The sequence below is a fragment of the Caballeronia sp. genome (genome assembly GCF_028292365.1).
GTDB lineage: Bacteria > Pseudomonadota > Gammaproteobacteria > Burkholderiales > Burkholderiaceae > Caballeronia.
The window spans coordinates 1-17,917 of the sequence record NZ_JAQGMM010000574.1 but is presented as its reverse complement, the minus strand read 5'-3'; the positions used below and the strand labels follow the sequence as shown (position 1 = coordinate 17,917).

The 17,917-nt window shown below is 60.4% G+C and carries 18 protein-coding genes; 1 reads left to right on the top strand and 17 read right to left on the bottom strand.

Annotation, left to right across the window (positions count from 1 at the left end; all coding sequences use genetic code 11):
* Positions 1–87 precede the first annotated feature (87 nt).
* The 16 genes from JWR14_RS33850 to JWR14_RS33775 form a co-directional block, all read right to left on the bottom strand.
* Positions 88–1,023: a phosphotransferase gene (locus tag JWR14_RS33850; protein WP_299718177.1), complete on the bottom strand. Its 936-nt coding sequence runs from the start codon at positions 1,021–1,023 to the stop codon at positions 88–90.
* A 4-nt stretch (positions 1,024–1,027) separates the two neighbouring features.
* The gene (locus JWR14_RS33845) at positions 1,028–2,317 is read right to left on the bottom strand and encodes a Zn-dependent hydrolase (protein WP_299718174.1); all 1,290 of its coding nucleotides are present in this window, start codon (positions 2,315–2,317) and stop codon (positions 1,028–1,030) included.
* Positions 2,292–3,041, bottom strand: a complete 750-nt coding sequence (locus JWR14_RS33840) for a DeoR/GlpR family DNA-binding transcription regulator (protein ID WP_299718171.1) — start codon at positions 3,039–3,041, stop codon at positions 2,292–2,294. The genes JWR14_RS33845 and JWR14_RS33840 overlap by 26 nt, the downstream gene beginning before the upstream one ends.
* Before the next feature lie 46 nt (positions 3,042–3,087).
* A complete protein-coding gene (locus JWR14_RS33835; RefSeq protein ID WP_299718169.1) occupies positions 3,088–4,626 on the bottom strand; it encodes an amidase in 1,539 nt (512 codons plus the stop codon).
* Positions 4,627–4,651: 25 nt separating this feature from the next.
* Entirely contained in the window at positions 4,652–5,389 is a 738-nt protein-coding gene (locus tag JWR14_RS33830) for an ABC transporter ATP-binding protein (RefSeq protein ID WP_299718167.1), read from the bottom strand.
* Positions 5,386–6,111 (bottom strand): ATP-binding cassette domain-containing protein, encoded by a 726-nt coding sequence (locus JWR14_RS33825; RefSeq protein ID WP_299718165.1) that lies wholly within the window; start codon positions 6,109–6,111, stop codon positions 5,386–5,388. The genes JWR14_RS33830 and JWR14_RS33825 overlap by 4 nt, the downstream gene beginning before the upstream one ends.
* Positions 6,111–7,166, bottom strand: a complete 1,056-nt coding sequence (locus JWR14_RS33820; RefSeq protein WP_299718163.1) for a branched-chain amino acid ABC transporter permease — start codon at positions 7,164–7,166, stop codon at positions 6,111–6,113. The genes JWR14_RS33825 and JWR14_RS33820 overlap by 1 nt, the downstream gene beginning before the upstream one ends.
* Positions 7,163–8,029, bottom strand: coding sequence for a branched-chain amino acid ABC transporter permease (locus tag JWR14_RS33815; protein ID WP_299718161.1), 867 nt, complete (start codon positions 8,027–8,029; stop codon positions 7,163–7,165). The genes JWR14_RS33820 and JWR14_RS33815 overlap by 4 nt, the downstream gene beginning before the upstream one ends.
* 13 nt (positions 8,030–8,042) lie before the next feature.
* The gene (locus tag JWR14_RS33810) at positions 8,043–9,284 is read right to left on the bottom strand and encodes an ABC transporter substrate-binding protein (RefSeq protein WP_299718159.1); all 1,242 of its coding nucleotides are present in this window, start codon (positions 9,282–9,284) and stop codon (positions 8,043–8,045) included.
* A 469-nt stretch (positions 9,285–9,753) separates the two neighbouring features.
* Positions 9,754–10,698, bottom strand: coding sequence for a histone deacetylase family protein (locus tag JWR14_RS33805; RefSeq protein ID WP_299718157.1), 945 nt, complete (start codon positions 10,696–10,698; stop codon positions 9,754–9,756).
* Positions 10,699–10,833: 135 nt separating this feature from the next.
* Positions 10,834–11,046 (bottom strand): hypothetical protein, encoded by a 213-nt coding sequence (locus tag JWR14_RS33800; RefSeq protein ID WP_299718154.1) that lies wholly within the window; start codon positions 11,044–11,046, stop codon positions 10,834–10,836.
* A 29-nt stretch (positions 11,047–11,075) separates the two neighbouring features.
* Positions 11,076–11,375: a hypothetical protein gene (locus tag JWR14_RS33795; RefSeq protein ID WP_299718152.1), complete on the bottom strand. Its 300-nt coding sequence runs from the start codon at positions 11,373–11,375 to the stop codon at positions 11,076–11,078.
* The gene (locus tag JWR14_RS33790; protein ID WP_299718150.1) at positions 11,372–12,745 is read right to left on the bottom strand and encodes a sigma-54 dependent transcriptional regulator; all 1,374 of its coding nucleotides are present in this window, start codon (positions 12,743–12,745) and stop codon (positions 11,372–11,374) included. Before JWR14_RS33790 ends, JWR14_RS33795 begins: the two co-directional genes overlap by 4 nt.
* Before the next feature lie 227 nt (positions 12,746–12,972).
* Positions 12,973–14,484, bottom strand: a complete 1,512-nt coding sequence (locus tag JWR14_RS33785; RefSeq protein WP_299718148.1) for an aldehyde dehydrogenase — start codon at positions 14,482–14,484, stop codon at positions 12,973–12,975.
* 14 nt (positions 14,485–14,498) lie between these two features.
* Positions 14,499–15,887, bottom strand: coding sequence for an MFS transporter (locus JWR14_RS33780; RefSeq protein ID WP_299718146.1), 1,389 nt, complete (start codon positions 15,885–15,887; stop codon positions 14,499–14,501).
* A 47-nt stretch (positions 15,888–15,934) separates the two neighbouring features.
* Entirely contained in the window at positions 15,935–16,666 is a 732-nt protein-coding gene (locus JWR14_RS33775; RefSeq protein WP_299718144.1) for an enoyl-CoA hydratase/isomerase family protein, read from the bottom strand.
* Between the two features lie 69 nt (positions 16,667–16,735).
* Here JWR14_RS33775 and JWR14_RS33770 point away from each other — a divergent pair, with 69 nt between their 5' ends.
* Positions 16,736–17,494 (top strand): GntR family transcriptional regulator, encoded by a 759-nt coding sequence (locus JWR14_RS33770; protein ID WP_299718142.1) that lies wholly within the window; start codon positions 16,736–16,738, stop codon positions 17,492–17,494.
* Between the two features lie 196 nt (positions 17,495–17,690).
* Here the strand turns inward: JWR14_RS33770 and JWR14_RS33765 are convergent.
* A partial coding sequence (locus tag JWR14_RS33765; RefSeq protein ID WP_299718140.1) for a transposase occupies positions 17,691–17,917 on the bottom strand: 227 nt, incomplete at its 5' end.

The window sequence follows — 17,917 nt, the reverse complement described above, 5'->3', positions numbered from 1 at the left end:
GACGCTGCGCAATACGGCTTCGATTTCCCGTTCGGCGTCGCTTGAGGCCGAACCCAGCATTTTTGTCGGCATTGTCATTGCCCCTTTTTAGATCAGCGTGAGCAAGTCATCGGTATCCATGCGCGATGCGGCCATCGAGCAGCGCAGCAAACGCCATTGCGCGTATTTCAGAAACTCGATGTGCCGGCGCGGCGACGTCGCGTTCATCTTCAATCCCCATAAACCCCAGCGCAAGTCATCGGCGAAAGCGTAGCAACGCGTGCGCGCGAGCATTGCGTTTGTCACGTGGCCGTTCGTCATTTCCAGTGCTGCCGGCCACGTCGAAAGCTCGGGCAGGACTTCGTTCAGCGTCACGGCGATATCGAATGCGGGGTCGGTGTTGGCAGCTTCATCGAAGTCGACCAGTTGCACCGCGCCAGTCGAGTCATCGCCATGCAGCATCACGTTCGATGTCACGCCGTCCGCATGACACGGACATGTATCGATGCCCGAAGCGTTGATTGCAGCGCTCATGCGCGACGCGGTCGCGACCAGTGCCGCGAGGTCTGCAGTCAGCGTCATGGAAGCGGCGAGACGGCCGATACGATCAAACACGTTCGAATCACGTTCGAACGCAGGGAGCGCGTGAATCGCGCGCTTCGCCGCGAGCAGCTTCTCAAGCGTTGCAGGCACGGCAAGATCGTCGAGATGTGCGGTGCGCCAGGTGTCATCGAGCAGATCGAACGCGGCAATTCCAAATGATTCATTCAGGTGACGCGGGTGCGGCGTGAGGCCGATCGCAGCCACCGCAGCCGCAGCCCGATACGACGCGCCCACGTCGACCGCCTCGGCCAGATCGCCATGTGCGATCTTGACGAAGAACGACGGCGGGCCGTCATTAATACCCAGGCGAAAGCACTCGCTCGATACACCTCGATGCATCGGCGACATGACCGGCGTCAGCGCGGCTTCGCAGCTGATCCGTGCAGTCGCCCAGGCATCGATTGAGCGGATGGCAGCATCCACATTCGGCGAAAGTGCCATGACGTCAAGCTCCCCTCGCCGCTGCAACCGGATCACCGCTCGACTGGCACAGGCGGGTTGCCACGCGCAGGAGCACCGTCATGCCTGTATCGAGATCGTCCGAGTGCGTGTCTTCATTTTCGTTATGCGCAATGCCGCCTACGCTCGGCACGAACACGAGTCCGGTCGGACAGGTGTCGAGCAGGCTAAGCGCGTCGTGCCCGGACACGGTATCTATTTCCCGGCTGCGCACGCCCGCTTCCGACGCACACAGCTTCACGAGTTCACCCACGGCCGGCGGCAGTACACGAATTGGCCGGCTGGTACGATTGCTGATCTCGGCTGCGACGTTGGCCCGCTTCGCGGCGTCATTGATTGCTTGCATCGCGATGATTTCAGCTTCGTGGAGAATGCTGTTGTCGACGGCACGCAGTTCAATGGACAAGTCGGTTTGCGACGGCACGACGTTGGGCGAGTTAGGCTGCACGACGAGCCTTCCCACCGACGTATGAATCCGGTCCGGCCACTTGTCTGCAATCGCTCGCACGTCGCAGATCAACTGCGCCGCAGCCAATAAGGCGTCGCGACGCGAGCCCATTTTGGCGGGCCCTGTATGTGCCTGTTCGCCCTTGAACGATACGTCGATTTTCGCCGCACCCCAGTTGCGCGTGACGACGCCGATAGGCACGTCGTCCGCTTCAAGCAACGCGCCCTGCTCCACGTGCAGTTCGACGTAGCAGGATGGCGCGCGAGGCGGTGCATCCGTGCCACGATAACCAATCGCGGCGAGCGCGTCGGCGAGTGTCACGCCGTCGTCGTCGCGGCTCGCGAGCGCGTCTTCCATGTTTATCTTGCCAACAAATGTTCCGCTGCCGAGCAGGCTCGGACGAAACCGCGCGCCTTCCTCGTTCGTCCAGTTCACCGCGCAAAAGTCACTGTCAAACGATACCCCCGCGCGTTTTGCGAGCATCAGCCGCCGTCCCGCCTCGAATGCCGCAAGCACGCCGAGCACGCCATCGAAGCGTCCGCCGCGCGGCTGGCTGTCAAGATGCGAGCCCATCATCACGAGCGGTGCATCGGCGCGACTTGCAAGGCGGAAGATACCGAACTGATTGCCAACGCGGTCGGTCGACACTTCGGCGCCCGCTTCACGCAACAACGTAGCGAACGCGTCGCGTGCCTCGCCGTCCGCCGCGCTCGCGCACAGGCGCGTCACGCCGCCGGTCGCGAGGCCGCCGAACTGCGCGAACCCGGCGAGCAGCCTTGCCAACTTGCCGGGTTCGGATGCATCAGGGATGGATGATTTTGATGTCATGCTCTGCAAATATTTCCTTGAATGGCGCGGGTGGCGCGCGGTCGCAGACCACAGTCACTTTTTCCGTGATTGGAAAAGTGTTGAGGTACGCCTCGCGCCCGAATTTGTCGATGTCGGCAAGGATCACCGACAAGCGCGTCTGCAACTTCAGCACACCACGCAGGTTTGATTCGTGTTCTTCGTAATCCATCCAGCCGTGGTTCAGATCGCACGCGGCAATTCCCATGAACGCGGCATCGTAGAAAAAACGCCGCGCGTAGGAGAGCGTCTCGTAGCCCACTAATGCGTTGTCCTTGCCGCGCAGCATGCCCGGCGTCAGGTTCACGCGGGTCACGCTCGTGCCCAGCAGCAAAGCAATATCGATGGAGTTCGTGGTCACCGTGACGTTGCGCCCGATCAGGCGCCGCGCGAACGCAACCGTGGTTGTTCCTGAGTCGATAAACACCGACATGCCGTCTTCCACCAGCGGCATGGCGATTTCCGCGACACGCGCCTTGCCGCGCACGTTGACCTTGCCGCGCTCGGTCACGGGACGTTCGACGTCAAGACGTGGCGGCACGGCCCCGCCGTAGATGCGCCGCAGCATGCCGCTCTGCTCCAGTTCCTTCAAGTCGCGGCGGACGGTTTCCTCCGACACGCTCAAGAGCTTCGCGAGGGGCGTTACCGAGACGCGCCCGTTGTCGCGAAGCCGCGTCAAGATCTCCTGATATCTGTGCTCGGACATAAGCTGTTCTGTTCCTGCTCTTCTAAGATGGCAGCCGTCCTCATATTCAAGTCGTAAGGACGGGCGTTCGCCGATGACGTCCGGCGGTTTCGTAATCGTATGCCATCGCGAGAAGCGCCGGCTCGCTCCATCGGCGGCCGACAAAAATCAGGTTGAACGGAGAGCCTGATTCGTAATATCCGGCCGGCAACGTAACGCCCGGCAAGCCGGCGATGTTGATCTCGCATACCGTCGTTTCGTGCAGCGTTTCCGTTCCTTCGCGCGGCGGCAATGCATCGCGCAGTTGTGGGAACACGAGGCCGTCGAGCGCGTGCTTTGTCATGACTTCTTCGAAGATCGAAAGGTAGGTTTCGCGCAGCGCATAAAACGCGCCGATCACGGGCGGCGCCGCCGCGTCGCGCAAGTTTGCTTCCATGTCCGGCAGCGACGACATGTAGGTCAGCACGCCGGACGGCCCGAACGGATCTTCGGCGCGGGTTGCATCGACGAAATCCGTCCAGGTCTTGATCGTGTTGCCCGGACCAAGGCGTTCGAGGTACTTCTGCATGTCGTAAGGGAGGCTTTCCATGCCGCGCGCGTCGAAGTGATCCGATCCCGGCGCGGGCTTGCCGAGCGCCGCAAAACCACTGCCCGAAAAGGGGTCTGCGACAAGAATCGCGCCGCGTGCCTCGAGCTCTTTTTGCGCGCGTTCATAAAGCGCGATGGTTTCCACCGATAACGCCCGGTCGCGCCAGCCCGGACCGTAGAGCCCAAGCCGCTTGCCCTTGAGGGCGTCGTCGCGCAAGCCCGCTGCATATCCGCCGCGCGGCTTCATGCCGACGCCTGCCACCGTCTTGAGGTCCTCTTCGGAGAATCCTGCGAGCACGTCGAGCGTCAATGCGGCATCGCGTACGCATCGCGCGATGGGGCCAACTACATCGCGCGTGCTGCCTGCAAGCGGCATCACGCCCGCGTTGGGAACCAGCGCAAAGGTCGGCTTGATGCCAACCAGCGCCTGTGCCGATGCAGGGTTCTGGATCGACCCGCCGGTCTCCTCGGCGAGACCGAGAACGGCCATGCTCGTGCCGACCGCCGTCGCAGTGCCCGCGCTGCTGCCGCCAGGCATGAACGATGTATCGACCGCGTTGAGCGTGGGTCCCGCCCAGCTATCGTTTGCATGCGACCCCGTTGCGCTGAGCACCGGCACGTTCGTCTTGCCGAGGATCACGCAGCCGGCTGCGCGCATGCGAGCCACGACTGGCGAATCCGTGGCAGGCATCAGGTCCACGCCGCCAGTCGGGCTGTACAGCAGCGTCCAGCCAGCAGTCGTTGGGAAACCCGCCATGTCCATGGTGTCCTTCACAACAACCGGTACGCCCGCGAGCGGCCCGAGCGCTTCGCCAGCCGCGCGGCGGGCGTCGATGGCGCGCGCGTCATCGAGCGCTTTGAGGTTCAGGAAGATGATCGCGTTATAGCGCGGATTGAACTGTGCAATACGTTCGAGGAACGCCGCAGTCAGCGACTCGGAAGTCAGCGTGCCGCTGGCAAAGCCTGACTGGACTTGTTCGACGGTAAGTTCGGTGACATCGATGGTCGTGTTGGTCATGGAAGAATTCCGGTTTCAAAGGGGCTCAGGCAATGCCGGCGAACTCGTCGAGCATCGCCGGGTCGGTGACGATCTCGGGCGGGATCTCGCGCGTGACGGTGCCCTTCTGCAGGATCAGGATGCGTTGCGACAGAGAAGCAATGAAGTTGAGGTTCTGCTCGACCAGCAAGATGGTGAGGCTGCGTTGCTCGGCAACGCTTTTCAATGTGTCGATGATTTCATCGATGATCGAAGGCTGGATCCCTTCCGTGGGTTCATCGAGCAATACGATTTTTGGTCCGCCGCAGAGGCATCGCGCGAGCGCCAGCAGTTGTTGCTCGCCGCCTGAGAGCGCACCGCCGGGACGATCGAGATAGGCTTTCAAGCGTGGAAACAGGTCGAGAATTTCCGCGATGGTCGCAGCCTCGGCGCGCTTGGACAGCAGGCATCCCACGCGCAGGTTTTCCATTACGCTCAGTGTTGGAAATATCTCGCGGCCCTGCGGCACGTAGCCAATTCCAGCTTTCGCACGCGCCGTCGCGCTGTAGTGCGTGATGTCCACGCCGTTAAAGCGCACGGTTCCGGAAGTGGTGGGCAGATGCCCTGTTAACGTGCGCAGCAGCGTGGTCTTGCCCATGCCGTTGTGACCGAGAATCCCCACGCGCTCGCCGGCTTTTACCGAGAAATTGACCTGGTTGAGAATCGGGATGCGCCCGTAGCCGGAGCACAACTGCGTTGCCTCGAAAAGCACCGTGCCTGCGGTGTCTGCATTTTCGCCGCTCATGCCGCACGCCTCCCGAGATAAACATCCTTCACGCGCTGGTCCGACAAGACGGTATCCACCGAGCCTTCCACCAGCACCGCACCCTGCGAGAAGACAGTCACCGTTCGCGCGATCATGCGAATGAACTGCATGTCGTGTTCCACCACGACCAGTGCCTGCGTCTTGTTGATTTCCTGGATCAGCTCCGCCGTGCGATGCACTTCTTCGTGGTTCATGCCGGCGGCAGGTTCATCGAGCAGAATCAGTTCGGGTTCCTGAGCAAGCACCGTGGCAATCTCCACCCATTGGCGCTGGCCGTGTGCGAGCTGGCCGACGATCCGGTCGGCAATGCCATCGAGCTTGAGCCGCGTCAGGGTTTCATCCACGATACGACGTGCGTGCGCCATCGACTTGCGCCGCCCCGCGCCAATGAACACGTTCTCACGCACGCTCAGTCCGTTGAACACATTCGGCACTTGCGTCTTGATACCCACGCCCAATCGCGCGATCTGATGCGGGTTGCTGCCGGTAACATCGTGGCTGCGAAAATGAATGCTGCCTTCGGTCGGTTTCAACTGACCGGTCAGCATCTTGAAGAAGGTGCTTTTGCCCGCGCCGTTCGGACCGATCAGACAGCGCAGCTCGACTTCCCGCAAAGTGAAATCAACCGCGCGTACGGCAGTTACGCCGCCAAAACGCATGGTGACGTTTTGGGCCTGAAGAAGCGGAGGGAGAGCGTTCATCAGTGCGACTCCGGCTTTGCGGTGGCGGACGAAGAAGGCGATCCGACCATTCCTCCCGATGGCGAACTCAGTCGCATCAACAATGAACGCGCGACAGGCACGACGCCCTGTGGCACCAGCAGCACGAACGCGACGAGCACAATGCCGAGGCCCAGGCTTGGATCGATAACATGCTGCGTTCCTGCAACGTTGATCAGATACTGGATGGCGACCGCGCCGAGTATCGGTCCAATCAACGTACCCAGGCCTCCTATCAGCACCGAGATGATGACCTGCGCCGACATGGTGAGCGCGAACACGGTCGGGCTGATGAAACCGCCCCAGTTCGCGAAGATGCAACCTGCCGCGCCGGCAATGCCCGCGCCGACCACGAACGACATCAGCTTGTACATGCGCGGGTCGTAACCAATCAGCATGGCGCGCGTTTCGTTCTCGCGGATAGCGACCACGACCCGTCCGAAACGCGACGCAAGGATCCACTTCAATAACCCGTACACCACGATCAGCGCGCCCATTGCGACATACCAGACGCCGATCTGGTCGAGCGGCTCGTCCGGTTTTCCGGGCGGTGCAAAAACGGGGATCGCGGGAATACCGTTGAACCCGCCAAGCACAGCGTCCCCAATGTGATACTGACTGCCCGAGGTCGAGTTCATCAGTTCGAAGAGGATCACCGACACAGTCAGCGTGATCACGCCAATGTATGCATCGGAGATACGTCCATAGAACATGAAGTAGCCGAGCAACGCCGCAAACAACATGGGCGCGACGATCGATAACCCCGCGGCCAGCGTGGTATCGCCCAAATTGATCGCTGCGATGGCGTATGTGTAGGCGCCAATGCCAAGGAACGCGGCTTGCCCAAACGACAGAATGCCCGCATAACCCCACACGAAACCCTGGCTCAAGCCGTAGATCGCCATGCCCGCGAACAGCGTCGCCTGCATGATGCCGAACGCGCTGATGGTGCGCGGCAACGCGAACATGACCACGAGGCAAATCACGACGACCGCAACCGTGCCGCCCAAAAAGGATCCTGAACGAAGCGATTTCATGAGCTGCGCCTGAGGAAACGTCCGGTGATGCCCTGCGGCAGGATGCGGATCAGCAAGACCGCCGAAGCAAGCAGCGCGATATCGCCAATGACTGGCGTAGACAGGAAAGAGACGATCTCGTTGATGAAGCCAAAAAGCCCCGCCGCAAGACCCGTCCCCGCGATGATCGCAGGACCGCCGCCCAGAACGGTAATGAACGCCTTCGCAATGTATGCGCCGCCCATGCCCGGCGACACGCCCGAGATCGGCGACAGCACGCCGCCCGCGAGACCGGCGAGCGCCGCGCCGAGCGAGAACGTCGCCATGTAGACCGCCGAGGGCCTGACGCCGAGAGAAGCGGACATCGCCGGATTCTGCATGGTCGCGCGCAGGATCAGGCCGAATCGCGTGCGGCGCAAGAGCACCAGCAAGGCCGCGAGCACGACAATACCTATGCCGATGATGACCAGGCTATATGCGCTCACGTGGTACTGCCCGATCGAAAAACTGCCGACCGGCATCTGCACCGACTTCACCACGTTGCCGAAAATGGACGTGATCAGGCCGATGAGACCCAGGCTGATGCCCCATGTAGCGAGCATCGTGTCCATCATGCGGCCGTAGAGAAACCGGATGATGGTGCGCTCCAGCACCAGGCCAACCAGACCTACGACAATGGGCGGAAGAATCAGCATCGACACCCAGATGTTGACGCCCGCCGTGCTCGCGGTCACGGCCGTGTAAGCGCCGAGCATCATGAACTCGCCGTGCGCGAGATTGATGATGCGCATCATGCCGTAGATGACGCCGAGGCCGATCGTGATGAGCACGAGCGTGGCGACGCCGGTCAGCACGTTGAAGGCGAGTAGCCCGGTCAGATCCATGGATTGCGCCTCCTCAGGCCGGCGTGAACTGCTTGTTCGTGCGCGGTGACTTGATGAGATCGCACGCGCCGCCCGTATCGGACGGAAACTGGTTCGGGAAGGTCTGCAGGATCTCCCACACCTTGTCTTTCGGCCGCGCAAGATAGGCGTTGCGAATGGTGTGATGCGTCGCCGGGTCCATCTTGACCGTGCCCGATGGCCCTTCGATGGTGATGCCGGTTTCGAGCGCCGTCACGACCTTCGCCTGCTCCACCGACCCTGCTTTCTTCACCGCCTCCGCCCACAGCATGATGCCTTCGTACGTGGCGGTATCGAGCTCGCCGAGGTCGGTCAGGCCAGGCCCGTACTTCGCCTGCATGCCCTTGACGAAGGCGTTTGCGTTCGGCGTGTTGAGGTTGTTGTAGAACCCGAAGCACGTGATGATGCCGTCGGTGGTTGCAGCGTCCATGGTCGTGAGTTCGTCGCCGAGACCGAACACGGTCGCGCCCACCGGGATCTTCGATTTCATTCCCGCGGCGGCCCATTGCCGATAAAACCCGACATGGTTCGCACCGACCAGCGCCGAGAGGACCATGTCCGGCTTCGCTTCCTGGATACGGCTGATCGTGGAGGAGAAGTTGGTCACGTCGAGCGGGAAGAAATCCGTATTGACCACGGTGCCGCCCGTTGCCTTGACGAACTTCGTCATCCAGCTCGCGGTGATGTGGCCATAGTTATAGTCGGCCGCAACGATATACACCTTCTTGCCCCAGTTCTTCATCGCATACTCGACGATGTGGTCCACCGTCTGCGCAGGCGTCGTGCCGGTACAGAACACGTTGCGGTCGCACACGCCGCCTTCGTATTGCGTGTTGTAGAAATAGAGCGTCTTGCTGCGGTCGAAGATCGGCCGGATGGCTTCGCGCGAAGCCGACGTGATTCCGCCCTGGATCACATCAACCTTGTCCTGCAGTACCAGTTGCTGCGCGTATTGCGTGTAGAGCTGGATGCTGCTTTGCGTGTCGTAGGCAATCAGCTTGACCGGCCGCCCGAGAAGGCCGCCTTTGTCGTTGATCTGTCCGACGGCGAATTCGGTTGCCTGGATCATGCGTCGGCCTTCGAGGCCAAGCGCGCCGGTTCCGTCGAGCAGGCTTCCCAGCTTGATCGGCTCAGCCGCCGATGCGTTGCGGGTGACGTACGGCCCCACCAGTGCGCCTACGGCGGCCGCCGCTCCAAATTTCAACGCTTTACGACGTGATCCGGATTCCATAGTCATCGATTCGCTCCGCATGCGATTGTGTTTGATTTGCCCGGTTGCAGTGTAGACAAACAAAATTCCGCAAGATATTTATCAAAATAATCATAACATCGGGCAAATCGGGCATGACCGGACAAAATTAAAGGCGCGGTAGAAGCGCCTTTGTTCGATGCACGGAGTGACGAGGCTGCGCGGGTGCGTCCCGGCGCGCGCATCGGGGTAATCGTCCTTTTTGGGCAATTTCTAGCGGTTTGATCCTGAAATTCCTTATCAATCAATGATCTGCATATTCTTCAAGTTCGCGAAACCCGTAGAGCCGCCGAGTCTTGCTGCAAGAGGCTCGGCGCGCGGGCGGCACACGACTTCGTGGAGATTCGCGAGGAACTCGACCGCCTCGCGCAAGAAGTCCCGAACGTGCCGACAGCCGTGTTCATCAAGACCCAGCGGGACTTGTCGGCAGACGAACGCATCGGCTCGACTTGAATGCTCAGTCGGACGCGGTATTCATCAGCGCGCGCACGTGTACGGTCGTGCCGGAAGCCAACGCTTCGAGGCTATAACCGCCTTCGAGGATCGAGACGATGCGCCCTTCGCACGCGGCATTGGCAATACGCACCAGCTCCGTGGTGATCCAGTGGAAATCGCTGTCTTCGAGATTTAAGCCCGCAAGCGGATCGAGCCGATGTGCATCGAAACCCGCCGAAATGATGATGAGCTGCGGATCGAAATCGCGTACAGCCGGCAACATGCCTGATTCAATGCGAGCCTGAAACAGCGCGGAATCGCAGCCACGCGGCAACGGGACGTTGACGATGTTGTGATCCACGCCGGTTTCCGATGCAGCGCCCGTCCCCGGATATAACGGCGACTGGTGGCTCGACGCGTAGAACAATTCCGGCCGATTGAAAAATGCGGCTTGCGTGCCGTTGCCGTGATGGACATCGAAATCGACGACTGCGACGCGCTCAAGTTGAAACGTTTCCAGCGCGTAAGCCGCGGCAATCGCGGCCTGGTTGAAAATGCAGAAGCCCATCGCCCTCGACGGCTCTGCATGGTGGCCGCACGGCCGCGTCGCGCAGAACACGTTACGGGCTTTCCCGTTCATCACCGCATCTACGCCCGCGCATGCCGCGCCGACGCAGCGCATCACGGCCTCCCACGATCCCGGCGACATCACCGTATCGCCGCCATCGAGCGGCACGTAGCCGTGGCTGGGCGCCATCTCGGCGATCTCATTGATGAACGCCGCATCGTGGATCAACTGCACTTGTTCGATTGTGCCGAGCGGCGCCTCGCGCCATTCAAGCGACGCGAACTCATGCGATCGCAGTGCGTTCAACACAGTTTTCAAACGCTCCGGCGACTCCGGATGATGCGGACCTGGACGATGTTCAAGGCAGGCGGGATGGGAAAGAATGATCGTGTTGTTCATTGCAATTGGAGGCCTCAAGGATCACGGCAACGGAAACAAGCAAGCCTAAGGCCGTGCAGACCAACACGATAATCAGAGATTGTTTAACGGATCATAGGTCTTTGCTTATGCATGACCCGAAGCGTCAATTCTTCGCTATTTCAGCGGTTTCGTTCCGGGTGTTGCGGCGATCAAACCATCGCTCGAACCGCTCGCCGCAATCGGAGCGGACGCAACATTCGAAGGCGATCCATCCGCATCCGCCAGCTTCGGCCCACCGCCGCGGTAACTCGCGACCCAGACGACGGCGGCAACCGCGAGGCCAATCAATATTGGCACGATCACCACGCCCCTGGTCTTCCTTTTCATCGATTTCTCCAACGAATCAATACGAACCCTTACGCACCAAAATAGTTGATCACCAGGCGCCGCGCACCCCACTGCCGCTCCGAGACATCGATTGCATCGATACGTCTCGCACGAATATCGCTCAATAGCCGGTCCATCGCCTCAATCGAATCACATCGATACGTGTCCGTCGCGACGTGAACATCGCTGCCCGAACCCTTCATATAGTTGGCGCGAATCTGAACGAGCTGAGACATGACCGAATGCATGCCGGCCACGAAAAGATACGGTTCGCCCATGTGTTCGAGTACGGCTTTCCCTGCCGTTTCCTCTCGTCGATAACGCGTCACGCCGCCGGCCGGGAATCCTGTGCCGGCGTGGCGCCGACGTCCGCACGCAACCCATGCGACGTCAGCAAGCGATACAACGTGACCCGCGAGATGCCGAGCTCCTGCGCAGCATCGCTGAGCCGTCCTCGATGACGCAACAACGCAAGTTCAATCGCCTGCCGCTCCGCCGACTCGCGCGCCTGCGCGAGCGACACCGGCGGGACTTCCGCATAGTCGGCAAGTTCGAGATCGCTGGCGCTGATCTGCTGCCCTTCTGACATCACGATCGCGCGTCGAATCCGGTTGATCAGCTCGCGCACGTTGCCGGGCCACCCGTAGTTATGAATTGCAGCGATGGCATCGGGCGCAAAGCCGCGCAATTTCCGGTTCGCTTCCTTTTTGAAGCGGCCGAGCATGTGTTTGGCGAGCAATTCGATGTCTTTGCCGCGCGCGCGTAACGGCGGTTCATCGAGTTGGAGAACGCATAAACGGTGATACAGGTCGGCACGGAAACGCCCTTCGATCATCGCTGTTTGCATATCGACGTGCGTGGCCGAGATGATGCGCACATCCACGGGTGTTGACCCGTGTCCGCCAAGACGTTCGACCTTGCGCTCTTGCAGGAAGCGCAGCAGGCTCGCCTGACTTTCGAGCGGCAGGTCGCCGATTTCATCGAGGAAAAGCGTGCCGCCGTTGGCAGTTTCCACACGGCCGATCTTGCGTTGATTCGCGCCGGTAAACGCGCCGCGCTCGTAACCGAATAGTTCGGATTGCAAAAGATGCGCGGGAATGGATCCACAATTAATGGCGACAAAAGGCTGGTCTCGCCGCGTCGAACGCTCGTGAATGGCGACCGCGGTGAGTTCCTTGCCCGTACCCGATTCGCCTGAAATGAAAACCGGCGCATCGGTCATCGCGACTTTACGAATGGAACGGAACAACGCGACCATGGACTCGCACGATCCGACCATCTCGCCTTCGGGACGGCCGTCGCGTGCATCGCTCGATGTATTCACTTGCAACGCGACCATGCCGAACGCATGACCGACGGCATCGACCACGCGGTCATCCGGTGTAGGAAGCGTGATGTAGTCGAAGCAATAGTCGCGAATCAGACCTCGCACGGTTGCATCTTCCAGGTCTTCGCGATGACCCAGCGCGACCCAACCGGCGAGCGAACTTGCGAGGAGTTCGTGAAGGTAGCGAAGATCCGCCGGAAATTCGAGTGACGAAAAATCAAGAATCCCGGCCGATAGTTGCTTGATGCCCGCCTTCGGCACGGCGCCCGCTTCGAGAACCTCGACCTCCCACGAACGCTCTTTCAGCCGCGCGCGCAATGGCGGATGGAGCATTCGTCCCACGTAGTAAAGCGGCCTCTTTTCCCCGTGCATGGTTTTCTTTCATTGCTTATTTGTATGAAGCAGTATGCACGCTGGAAGCCGGTCCGAATATCCGGGGCAAACGTTAAACAGGTTTTGATTCTTTAGATCAATCTAAAAACTTGATATAGACAGTTAAGGCACGTATTGCCGTTGTGCTAAAACTTGTAGCGCGGATAGGAAAAAAGTGCGGAATGACCGGTCCGTCGAACCGGCCATCTGCGAAACCGTGTTTATTCTTAATTAAGGCGCTTAAGCTGACCATCGTCGGCATACCAGTCGACCGTGACGCCGCTCGTGTTGACCGTGACGGCGCGCGGCTCGCTGAACTGATCGAACGACTCGATACCGGTTTCGCGTCCGACGCCGCTATTCTTGAAACCACCCCAGGGCGAAGCCGGATCCAGCCGATGATGATCGTTGATCCACACCATGCCAAACACCAGCTTGCTCGCCACGCGATGCGCACGGGCCACGTCGAGTGTCCACACGGACGCTGCGAGACCGAACTGGGTATCGTTGGCAATGCGCAGCGCGTCCGCTTCGTCCTTGAAGGGCATGATCACCGTGACGGGACCAAACACCTCGCCCTGGCCGAGTTCCGATTTCGGATCGACATCGTAAAACGCGGTGGGTTGAAGGTAGAAACCTTCGCTCAAATGCGGAGGAATGCCGCCGCCCGCGAGCAGCTTCGCGCCGTCCGCAATGCCGCGTTCCAGCATGCCGAGAATTCGCGCCCGCGAACGCCCGGAGATGACCGGCCCTAATTGCGTGTTCAGATCGGCGGGATTCCCGACGCGAATCGCCTCGACCTTCGCGCGGAATTTCTCCAGGAATTTTTCGTAGATGGTCTCCTGCACCAGCAACCGCGCGCCGCATACGCACGTCTGCCCCGCCCCGATAAACGCCGCGAACGCCGCGCCGTTCACCGCGCGATCGATATCCATGTCATCGAACAGGATCACCGCGCCCTTGCCGCCCAGTTCGAGCGTCGTCAGCGCGAAGGTCTGAGCGGCTGCTTCGCCAATTGAACGGCCTACTTCGGTGCCGCCGGTAAACACGACCTTCGCGATCAGCGGATGGCGCGCGAGCGCCGCGCCCGCCTCCTTGCCCTCGCCGTTGATCACATTCACCACGCCGTCAGGAACGCCCGCCTGCTGCAACAACGCGACGAGACGCACGGTCGTGAGCGGCGTCTGTTCCGATGCCTTGATCACGACGCTATTGCCAGTCGCGAGCGCAGGCGCGAGGCTCTTCGACAAGATCATCAACGGATGGTTGAACGATGTCATCAACGCGCACACGCCGAGCGGCACGCGCTGCGTATAACAAAGATACGGCCCTTCGATAGGAATCACATCACTGCGTCGCGTGAGCGCAAGCGCGGCGAAGTATCTGTAAAACTGCGGCAAGCGTGAAATCTGCGCCCGCGTTTCGACGATTGGCCGGCCGTTGTTGAGCGTCTCAAGCTTGTAGAAGTTTTCGAGGTCGGCTTCGAACAGATCAGCGAAACGATTCAGCACGCGCGCGCGTTGCTGGAACGGCATGTCGCGCCAGACACCGCTTTCAAACGCGTTGTGCGCGCATTGCACGGCGCGGTCGACGTCTTGCGCCGACGCCTTCGACAACGTGCCGATCGCGGCCCCATCGGCGGGGTTGATAATGTCCATGGTCTCGCCCGACGCGGCATCGATGAACTTTCCGTCGATGAACAACTGCGCGCTCAGGAACTGCTTATTGACTGCATCCATCTTGCTTTCTCCATTTACTTGAGCGGGGACACCCGCGTATCTGCGCCGACATTGAGGCGTGCAGGCACGTCCGTCGGCTGAATATCTTCCAGGCGCTGGCCGGTCGGTTCCACACCGAGCCATGCCACCACCACGATCTGAATGGCAAGCAGGCCGATCATCAACGCGAGCACGCCGACCACGCCGTAATGTCCGAAAAGCGCGACGACAATGAACGGCGTGACGATGGTTGCACCTCGACCCAGCGTATTGCAAATACCCGATGCACGGAGCCGCACTTCAGTCGGAAACAGCTCGGGCACGTAGATCGCGAACAGCAGCGCGACGAGCACATAAATAGGGATCACAAGCAGCAAGCCGACGACCGGCAACATGATCGGGTTGTTCACGAACGGATAGATCGCGCCGAAGATAATCGCCAAAACCGACGCGCCGATAATGGTCGGCTTGCGCCCCCATCTGTCAGCGGTCAATGCGCCGATGCCCGAACCGATAGGCGCGCCGATCGACATCACGAGCGCATATCCGAACGACTTTGCGATGCTGAACCCCTGATGCACGAAGAACGTCGGCAGCCACGTAACAAAGCCGTACAGCAAGGTATTGATCACCACTAGCGTTACGCATCCGACGATCATGCGCGGCAACATCGCGCCGGTAAAAAGCGAGCCGAGCGCACGCGATGGCGCAATCGAAGGCTTCGGCGATGGCGCCGGCAACGTACCGCCGTGTTCGGCCTTCACCTCGGTTTCAATCCTCGAAAGAATTGCTTCGGCTTCCTGATGACGTCCAGCTGACTCCAGCCAGCGCGGCGATTCAGGCAACGATTTGCGCGCATACCACACGCCGAGCGCGCCAATTCCGCCAAGCACGAACATTGCGCGCCAGCCCATCGCGGGGATCAGGAAGAGTCCGATCAAGCCCGCCACCGGCAATCCGGAAACGACGAATACGGCCATCAGTCCCTGCATTTTTCCGCGCGACGCAGGCGGTGCGAACTCTGTCAGCGTCGAATATCCGACGACATTTTCCGCGCCAAGCCCCAGGCCCATCACGAATCGAAACGCGATCAGCACCATCATGTTCGGCGCTAGCGCCGCGCCGAGCGACGCGATGCCGAAGACCATCAGGTTGGTTTGATAGGTGAACCGGCGGCCAAAACGATCACCCAGAAAACCGGTCGCGAGCGAGCCGATCATCATGCCGAGGAACGTCAGCGATACAAACAGCGCGTTCTGGCCGAGCGTTGAAAAGCCGCTTTGCAGCGTGGCGCCAAGGACCGTCGACGCCACGTAGATATCGAAGCCATCGAAGAACATGCCGATCCCGATCAGCCACATGATGCGCTTGTGAAAGCCCGATACCGGCAGCCGGTCCAGGCGTGCGCCTGCATTCACATTCATTTCCGTCTCCTGCAAACCATCGAGGGTTTGTCGTCATGCATGACCGGTTACTTCGATGCCATCAGACGCAACGCCGATACCGTCAGCGTTTCCGTTGCGCATCGGAAGTTGTGTTCGAGCGAGCTTTCCTCGGCGTTCTGGAAGAAGGACTTGCACTGGCGCGCGCCTGCGTCGTCGAGTGCGAGGATCCGATCGGCGAGCGCATCAGCTTCCGTTTGCAATGTGCCGGGCGGGCAGATCCGCGTCACGAGACCGGCGTTCAGTGCGGCATCTGGCGTGATTGGATCGCCGAAAAGGACCATCGGGAACACTTGCTTGGGGAGCGCGTACCGGCCGAGATAAGCCATGATCGCGGCGGGCGGCAAGCCCTTGCGCATCTCGGGGAAGGCCAGTTTCGCGCCGTCCGATATCAGCGTGAAGTCGCAAAGAATGGCGAGGCCAAAGCCGAAACCGAACGCATCGCCCTGCACTTCAGCGATCGAAATCATCGGCGATGCTCGCAATAGCCGCTTCAATTCGATCAACCGCGATACCTCACGATGGATGGACGCCGCGTCGGTTCCGGCGCGCTCGCGTCCCGTGCAAAACACATCGCCGCGTGCGCGGATGCGCAGCACGCGCGCCGCGGGCAAGGTCACTTCGCTGCGCAGCGCAGCGATCATCGCGTCGAACATCGGCCCGGTGACCTCGTTGCCGGCGGCCGTATTGTTCAGCGTAAAGGTCAAGACTTCGCCCAATCGATCGATCACGACCGGGTCCGGCAAGCGCGCGTGTTCCAAGCAGCCTCCTGTTGTATAATCATCCTGTATAAGCTGTATACAGCGTATTCATCGAACAACGGAAAGTCAATGGCCCCTGCAATGAAACTCGCCGACGTGGACAATCTCGCCAATGCGCCCGAGCAAGCGCTCGAAGCGATCGGCCGCAAATATCACTCGAAATTGCGCATGGTCGATGCGTCCAGCGATTCGCTCAGCGACGGCGTGGTGGTGCCGGCGTTGCGCGAAGCGATCGTGGAAGGCGTGCTGGCGCCGGGCAGCCGGCTATCGGAGGTACAGGTCGCGAAGCAGCTGAACGTCAGCCGCACGCCCATGCGCGAGGCGTTTGCGCAGCTCGAACGCGAGGGTCTGGTGACGGTTGTCGCGCGCGTCGGGGCATTCGTGCGGTCGGTTACGCTGCGCGACGTCGCGGAGATTTATACGGTGCGCGCCGCGCTTGAGTGCCTCGCGGTTCAGCTTTGCGCGGAAAATATCACGACGCTCGGGCGCGCCCAACTGGAAGACGTGATCGGCGAGATGCGCGCTAACGTCACCGCCAATGACCCCGCGGCCTACGTCGATGCGCTCGACCGTTTTTATTCGATCGTGATGACCCTCGCCGATAACCGCACGCTTCAGGTGACGCACGCGAGCCTGATGGGTCCGGTACGCCGCTTGCGTCGAATCGCGATGGCGCGTGGCGGTCGGATGCGTGCATCGTTTGAACAGGCCGTGAAGATCAAGGACGCAATTTCCACCGGTGATAACCGCGTTCAAGACCTGATGCGCGAACAATTACGCGGCGCGTGCGAAGCGGCGACGGCGGTATTAAAGGAAACTGATGGCTGAGCACTTCTCTTAACGCCCGGGATAAACACGTGACTTCAAGCGCCTCGGCAACGCCGGCCATGAACGACTTGCTCCGTTCGATTCTGTTGAAAAACAGCTGTTTTTTAGCATGACGAAAAAATCCAGCGCGGCGACTTTGCCTTTTATATCGTCAGCAAATATGGGAATTTGATCAAAGCTGCGACTGCGCCGCTCGTCACGCAGTCGCAATCTCCATCTTGTCACCTTTGGCCATGAGTCGAATCGCCATTCGCCGTAGATTTTGTGCCGTTGCTGCCAGTAAGAATTCATCGTGTGCACCGCTTGGCCCGCGCAGCCGTAAGCGCTCAAGCTTCAGGATACGTTTGAGGTGCGCGAAGAGCATTTCTACCTTCTTTCGCTCACGTCGAGATTGCTTGTAGGCAGGTGTTGTCGCGATGCGTC